This is a genomic window from Flavobacterium sp. (assembly GCF_031363805.1).
GTDB lineage: Bacteria > Bacteroidota > Bacteroidia > Flavobacteriales > Flavobacteriaceae > Flavobacterium.
Map to the genome: position 1 here is coordinate 1 of NZ_JANLVD010000183.1, position 7593 is coordinate 7593.

A 7593-nucleotide genomic window follows, 5' to 3' on the forward strand; every position below is an offset into this window, starting at 1 on the left:
CAAATGTACAACTATTTATTTTAAATCAAATGCTTGTGTAACTTTTTTTCGTTTAAAGTTACTTATTATAAATAATGTATAATTCATATATTTGTAAACAATTAAAAATCATCAAATGAATTCCATTATTAAAAGAAATGGTTTTTTTATAGGACTTATTTTAGGACTTATTCATATACTAATAACGTGTTATTTATTTTTTTCTCAAGATCCAAATGCTTTCACAGATTTAAAAATCGGAATGCTTAAGATTTTCATTTCCATTCTATTCGGCATAATAGCATTATTGATTGTAAAACATAAAATGAATAATCTTATTGGTTTTAAGGACGCTTTTACTAGTTATTTTATAGTTAATTTTGTTTCAAGTATATTGTCGTTTCTGTTTTTCTTTGTATTATTTAATTCATTTTCGTCTGATGTAAAAAGAGAAAATATTAAAAAAAGCATGGTTGAATTTCAAATAAAAACAATGAAACAAAACAATTCATCCGATATTGAAATAGCAAAAGTACGGGAATCTTTTATAAGTTTTAATCCATTTTCGTTTATTCAAGGATTTAATTCGACAGTAAAATATTTATTACGAGATTCATTAATTGGGTTAATCGTAGCATTAATTTTTAGAAATCAAAAAGTTCCATTATAAATGAATATTTCAATCATCATTCCATTATTAAACGAACAAGAATCGCTACCAGAATTGACTTCATGGATTGCCAGAGTGATGCAAGAAAATAATTTTTCTTATGAAGTTATTTTTATTGACGATGGAAGTACGGACAATTCTTGGGAAACTATAGAAAATTTATCTCAACAAAATTCAAGTGTAAAAGGCATTCGTTTCTTCAAAAATTACGGAAAATCACAAGCTTTGCATGCTGGTTTTGCCAAAGCTGAAGGCGATGTAATTATTACTATGGATGCAGATTTGCAAGATAGTCCAGATGAAATTCCTGAACTTTATAATATGATTATAAATGATAATTATGATTTGGTCTCCGGTTGGAAAAAGAAAAGATACGATAATGCTTTCACCAAAAATTTACCTTCAAAATTGTTTAATGCTGCGGCTAGAAAAACATCTGGCGTGCATTTGAATGATTTTAATTGTGGATTGAAAGCCTATAAAAAAATTGTTATAAAAAATATTGAAGTTTCGGGCGAAATGCACCGTTATATTCCAGTTTTAGCCAAAAATGCCGGCTTTTCAAATATCGGCGAAAAAGTAGTTATCCATCAAGCTCGAAAATATGGCGAATCAAAATTTGGGATGAGTCGTTTTGTAAATGGATTTTTAGATTTAATTACGATTTGGTTTTTATCTAAATTTGGAAAAAGACCGATGCATCTTTTTGGTGCTTTGGGAACAATTATGTTTTTAATTGGTTTTCTATCAGCTGTATACATTGGGTTTGTAAAATTATACCGATTGTATCATGACTTGCCTTATAATCTAGTTACGAATAATCCGTGGTTTTTTATTGCTTTAACTACTATGATTATTGGGACACAATTATTTTTGGCTGGTTTTTTGGGAGAAATCATTTTGAGAACAAAAAATAATGAGGAAAGATATAAAGTTTCGAAAGAGATAAATTTATAAAAAAATAATTCTTTATTCAGCTACTAGCCCAGATTGAAGTGGAAATCCTGTAATTGCGAATGAAAAATTCTGATTAGATTGCTTCGTGCCTCGCAATGACAGATTGAAACGGAAAGCTGGAAATAGCTCAAAAAAAAATAAAATGCATATAGAACAAAATATATTGGATGCGGTGAATATTTGGTTGACTCCCACTTTTGACAATCATACGCAGGAAGCCATAAAAGAAATGATGACTACCTCGCCAAAAGAACTAGAAGATAGTTTTTATAAAAATTTGGAATTTGGAACTGGTGGAATGCGTGGTATAATGGGCGTTGGAACCAATAGAATCAACAAATACACCTTGGGGAAAAATACACAAGGATTATCGGATTATTTGCATAAATCGTTTCCAAATGAGCAAATTAAAGTGGCTATTGCCTACGATTGTCGCCATAATAGCGATACTTTGGCAAAAATAGTGGCTGATGTTTTTTCGGCAAACGGAATCAAGGTTTTCTTATTTTCTGAAATGCGAACCACGCCAGAATTGTCATTTACTGTGAAATATTTAAATTGCCATGCTGGAATTGTATTAACAGCATCGCACAATCCGCCTGAATACAATGGTTACAAAGTATATTGGCAAGATGGTGGACAATTGGTTCCGCCGCAAGACCACGAAATTATTCAGTTAATTGAAGCTTTGAATTATGACGAAATTAAATTTGAAGCCAATGAAAATCTGATTGAGTATATTGATAAGGATGTTGATGATGCTTTTATAAAATCGTCTATTGAAAATGCAAGTTTTAATACATCGGCTTCTGCTAAAAACGATTTGAAAATTGTTTATACATCCTTGCACGGTACTTCAATTAAATCAATTCCCCAAGTTTTGGAGAAAGCAGGCTACAAAAATGTTAATATTGTTGCGGAACAAGCGCAACCAGATGGAAATTTTCCAACGGTAAAATCTCCAAATCCCGAAGAACCAGAAGCTTTGACTTTAGCTTTGGCTTTGGCAGAAAAAACAAATGCAGATATTGTGGTTGGTACCGATCCTGATTCTGACCGTTTGGGCGTTGCCGTGAGAAATACCGAAGGTAAAATGATTTTGCTAAACGGAAACCAAAGTATGGTTATAATGACTCATTTTTTGCTACAACAATGGAAAAAACAAAATAAAATAACTGGTACAGAATTTATAGGTTCGACAATAGTTTCAACACCAATGATGCTGGAATTGGCATCGGCTTTTGGGGTGGAATGCAAAGTGGGTTTGACAGGTTTTAAATGGATTGCCAAGTTTATTAAAGATTTTCCAAACCAAAAATTTATAGGTGGCGGCGAAGAAAGTTTTGGGTTTATGGTGGGAGATGCTGTTCGTGACAAAGATGCGGTAGCTGCCACACTTTTGGTTTGCGAGATTGCGGCTCAAGCCAAAGAAAAAGGAAGTTCTATGTATCAAGAATTGCTTCAAATGTATGTAGATTTCGGTTTTTATAAAGAACATTTAATTTCGATTACAAAAAAAGGAATTGATGGCGCCAGCCAAATTAAGCAGATGATGGTTGATTTAAGAGAAAAACCTTTATCTGAAATTAATGATGAACGCGTAGTTTTTATTGAAGATTATCAAAATTCTACAGCGAAAAACTTATTAACAAATGAAATTGAAATGTTAAACATACCCCAATCGAATGTATTGATTTACTATTTGGAAGATGGAAGCAAAATTTGCGCTCGACCAAGTGGTACTGAACCAAAAATAAAGTTTTACTTTAGCGTAAATTGCAAAATAGAAAATACAATTGAATTTGCAGAAGCCGACGAATATTTAGATACTAAAATAAAAAATATTATTGCTGAAATGCAGTTGAATTAAATTTTAATGAGTAATAAACCCGACAAAAATGACAATAAAAATTTGTTTGATTCTATTTCAGAATTAATAAATCAAACTCGTCATCGCGTTGCCACAAGCATCAATCAGGAATTGACACTATTATATTGGAACATTGGAAAAACAATTAATGATGATATTTTAAAAAATAGTCGTGCAGATTATGGAAAAAAAATTATCCCAGAATTAAGCGATAAGCTTACACATCTTTATGGCTCAGGTTTTAATAAAAGAAATTTGCAGAATTTTATTAAGTTAAATACCGTTTTTGAAGATATTACAATTTTGCACACAGTGTGTGCAAAATTAAGTTGGTCACATATTAGAAATATTATTTACATTGAAAACGATATAAAACGAGAATTTTATATTCAAATGGCTACACATGAAAGATGGAGCGTGCGTACTTTACAAGACAGAATTGATAGTATGCTTTTTGAACGAACAGCCATCAGCAAAAAGCCAGAGGAAACTATTATAAATGATTTAAAAATATTAGAATCTGAAAAAAAAATAAGTCCAGATTTAATATTTCGTGATCCTTATTTTTCAGACTTTTTAGGATTACATGACACGTATTCAGAAAAAGATTTAGAAAGTTCAATAATATTTCAACTACAATTTTTTATTTCCGAAATGGGAAGTGAGTTTGCTTTTTTAGCAAGACAAAAGAGAATAATTATTGATAATGAAGATTTTTACATTGATTTGCTTTTTTACCATCGCGGATTAAAATGTCTGGTTGCAATTGATTTAAAAATAGGTAAGTTTAAAGCTGCCTACAAAGGTCAGATGGAATTATATTTACGCTGGCTGGAACATAATGAGCAAAAAGAAGGCGAGAACAAACCAATTGGATTAATTTTGTGCAGCGAAAAATCGCCAGAACAAATTAATTATCTTATGCTGGACAATGATGAAAATATCAAGGTGGCAGAATATTTAACACAATTACCTGAGAAAAAAGTACTGCTGGAGAAACTACAAAAAGCAATCGAACTAGGAAAAATAAGACAACATTAAATGGAGAACATAAAAAAAATTATTCCTTTTGTAAAACCTTACAAGCACAATGTGGTTTGGAATATCATTTACAATATATTATACGCTATATTTAGTACACTATCGTTTGTGGCTCTAATTCCCATGATGCAAGTGCTTTTTAACAATGCTGAAAAAGTTACTAAAAAACCAGTTTTTGAAAGTATTTGGAAAATTTCATCGTTTGGAAAAGACTATTTATATTATTCAATTACGAAACTAACAGATACCGAAGGTCCAGAATATGCATTATTACTAGCTGTTGTTCTGATAATAATTACTTTTTTGTTAAAAAATATTTTTAATTATTTGGCATCCTATCATTTGATGCATCTTCGGAATGGTGTGTTGAAAGATATGCGAATTCAATTATTTAATAAGATTATTTCGCTTCCAATAGGTTTTTATTCAGAAAAACGAAAAGGCGATGTCATGGCCAGAATGTTGGGCGATGTGGGAGAATTTCAAAATTCATTTTTTGTAGTTTTGGAATTGATAGTTCGAGAACCATTAACTATACTTTTTACGATTATTTCCATGTTTATTATAAGTGCAAAACTGACAGTATTTGTATTTATATTTATACCAATTTCTGGTTATGTTATCTCTTTATTAGGGAAAAATTTGAAAGGAAAAGCTGTGGAAGCGCAAGTAGAATCTGGTTATTTTATTTCGATTCTTGAAGAAACTTTGGGCGGAATGAAAGTCGTAAAAAGTTATAATGCCGAGCGTATTTTTGGCAAAAAATTCGCCGATTCTATAAACAGATTGGTTGCATTGTCCAATAGTATTGGAAAGAAAAATAATTTAGCTTCGCCCTTAAGTGAAGTTATGGGAATTGTGGTCATTGCCATTTTACTTTGGTACGGCGGAAATATGGTTCTGGTAGAAAAATTGGCCAATGGAAAAGCAGTTCTGGAAGGTGCGCAGTTTTTGGCTTACATGGGTTTGGCCTATAATATTTTGACTCCTGCAAAAGCCATTTCGAGAGCTTCCTATTCTGTGAAAAGTGGGATGGCTGCCGCTGAACGTGTACTGGTTATTTTAGAACATGAAAACCCAATTACTTCTAAAGTAAATGCCATTCAGAAAACTACTTTTGAAGATAAAGTAATATTAAAAAATATCAACTTCCGTTATGAAAACGAAAATGTACTAAAAAATTTCAGTCTTGAAGTTCCGAAAGGAAAAACAATTGCCTTGGTTGGACAATCGGGTTCAGGAAAAAGTACTATTGCCAATTTGCTGACTCGTTTTTATGATGTTAATGAAGGTACAATTGCTATTGATGGTGTAGATATAAAAGATATTAATTTGGAATCGCTACGATCTTTAATGGGATTGGTCACACAGGATTCTATTCTATTTAATGATACTATAAAAAATAATATTCTTTTAGGAAAAGAAGATGCCACTGACGATGAAGTTTTGGAAGCATTAAAAATTGCAAATGCATTTGATTTTGTAATGAATTTACCACTTGGAATAGAAACCAATATTGGCGATTCTGGAAACAAGCTTTCAGGTGGTCAAAAACAACGGTTGTCAATTGCGCGAGCTGTTCTAAAAAATCCACCCATTATGATTTTGGACGAAGCTACCTCAGCTTTGGATACAGAAAGTGAAAAATTCGTTCAAATTGCTTTAGAAAACATGATGCAAAACAGAACTTCCATAGTTATAGCACATAGATTGTCAACCATTCAAAAAGCGGATCAGATTATTGTCATGAAACATGGCGAAATTGTAGAAAAAGGAACACACTTAGAACTTTTGGCTTTAAATGGTACTTATTCAAATTTGGTGACTATGCAAAGTTTTGAGTAAATTACGATTTATATCGGCTCATAACTTTCCACCTTCCAATCATTATTTGATAAATTTACAAATTGGTAATGAATTTTATCAGATTTGTTAAATTCGCCGTTTTTATTGATGTCTTCAATAGTTCTGAAATACAAACGATTTTGAACTTCGATAAAATTCCAGTCCAACAATTCTTGAAATGCAACAGACAACTTTGTAAATCTTTCGCCAGTTAATTGACTAATATATAATGTCTGAATATCGTTTGAATCTAATTTTCCATCCTTATTTGTATCGGAATCGGACAATACATAAATCATAAATTTTTGTTTAGAATTGTCAAATTTAGCTTTTAAATAAGTCGCTCTTTGAATTAAAATTGGCTTATCAGTTAACGATTTTAAAGAATCTGATCCTATAGCTTGGAACTTCAAATCGCTTAAAAAACCTGTAATTTCAAATTCGCTTGTATTAGATATTGTAAAACTTCCTTCGCCGGATGTAGCGCCATAGCTCCATTTTGAACTTTTATCGTAAATTCTGTAATCGCCAATAGGATGTATCAGATAGTTGCTTCCTTCCATATATATTGGCAAATCGGCTATTTTTATTTGCGTGGTGTCTTTTACAATTGCTTTCACCGAATTTTTTGCATCTTCATAAATAACCTTTGGTTTCTCGGTTTCATCTTTACAACTTCCCAGTAAAATAGTCGCAGCAATAATTGATAGTATGGCAAATTTTTTCATATATAAATAATATTGACAATATTGTAATAACAGATTCTAATCAAATATAACATTTATAATTTATAATTTCACATTCAATTTTAAACTAAAAACTCGATTGGTTAGATAATTTGGAACTCCGTACTGAGTTTTAGTGTACACGTCTCGAACCCAAGTATTGGTTATGGTATTTTGATTGTTGAATAAATTAAATATTTCGAGCCCGAGTGACAAATCTTTGAATTTTTTTAACCAGTTTCCTTCTTCTTTAGCTCGTGCTCTATCAGTGAAAACATACGAAAAACCCAAATCTGCTCTTCTGTAATCTCTGAGACGCAATTGGTAATCGTAGGGATTTGCATAAGATGGTGAACCACCTAGCAAACCTGTATTGTAAACCAAATTTAAATACATTTTGAAAGTTGGAATATTGGGCACATAATCTTGAAAAAGTATACCAAATTTCAGTCTTTGGTCTGTTGGTCTTGAAATGTATCCTTTATTATCAATATTTTCTTCGGTTT

Annotated in this window: 6 protein-coding genes and 1 pseudogene; 5 read left to right on the forward strand and 2 right to left on the reverse strand. The window is 31.3% G+C overall.

Going from position 1 to position 7593, the window contains the following annotated elements:
- The first annotated feature begins 115 nt into the window (after positions 1-115).
- From RMN92_RS10170 to RMN92_RS10190, 5 genes are all read left to right on the forward strand, one after another.
- Positions 116-649 carry a DUF4199 family protein gene (locus RMN92_RS10170; protein ID WP_309609340.1) on the forward strand — a complete coding sequence of 178 codons (534 nt, stop codon included), beginning with the start codon at positions 116-118 and terminating at the stop codon, positions 647-649.
- Complete coding sequence (locus RMN92_RS10175) at positions 650-1606, forward strand: glycosyltransferase family 2 protein (RefSeq protein ID WP_309609341.1); 957 nt, start codon at positions 650-652, stop codon at positions 1604-1606.
- Positions 1607-1748: 142 nt separating this feature from the next.
- Positions 1749-3476, forward strand: coding sequence for a phospho-sugar mutase (locus tag RMN92_RS10180; protein WP_309609342.1), 1728 nt, complete (start codon positions 1749-1751; stop codon positions 3474-3476).
- A gap of 6 nt (positions 3477-3482) precedes the next feature.
- A complete protein-coding gene (locus RMN92_RS10185) occupies positions 3483-4517 on the forward strand; it encodes a PDDEXK nuclease domain-containing protein (RefSeq protein WP_309609343.1) in 1035 nt (344 codons plus the stop codon).
- Positions 4518-6362, forward strand: coding sequence for an ABC transporter ATP-binding protein (locus RMN92_RS10190; RefSeq protein WP_309609344.1), 1845 nt, complete (start codon positions 4518-4520; stop codon positions 6360-6362).
- An 8-nt stretch (positions 6363-6370) separates the two neighbouring features.
- On the opposite strand, the gene RMN92_RS10195 is transcribed toward RMN92_RS10190, so the two are convergent.
- Together RMN92_RS10195 and RMN92_RS10200 are read right to left on the reverse strand one after the other, a co-directional pair.
- A complete protein-coding gene (locus RMN92_RS10195; protein WP_309609345.1) occupies positions 6371-7090 on the reverse strand; it encodes a hypothetical protein in 720 nt (239 codons plus the stop codon).
- 60 nt (positions 7091-7150) lie between these two features.
- Positions 7151-7593: pseudogene (locus RMN92_RS10200) on the reverse strand (TonB-dependent receptor); the annotation flags it as partial.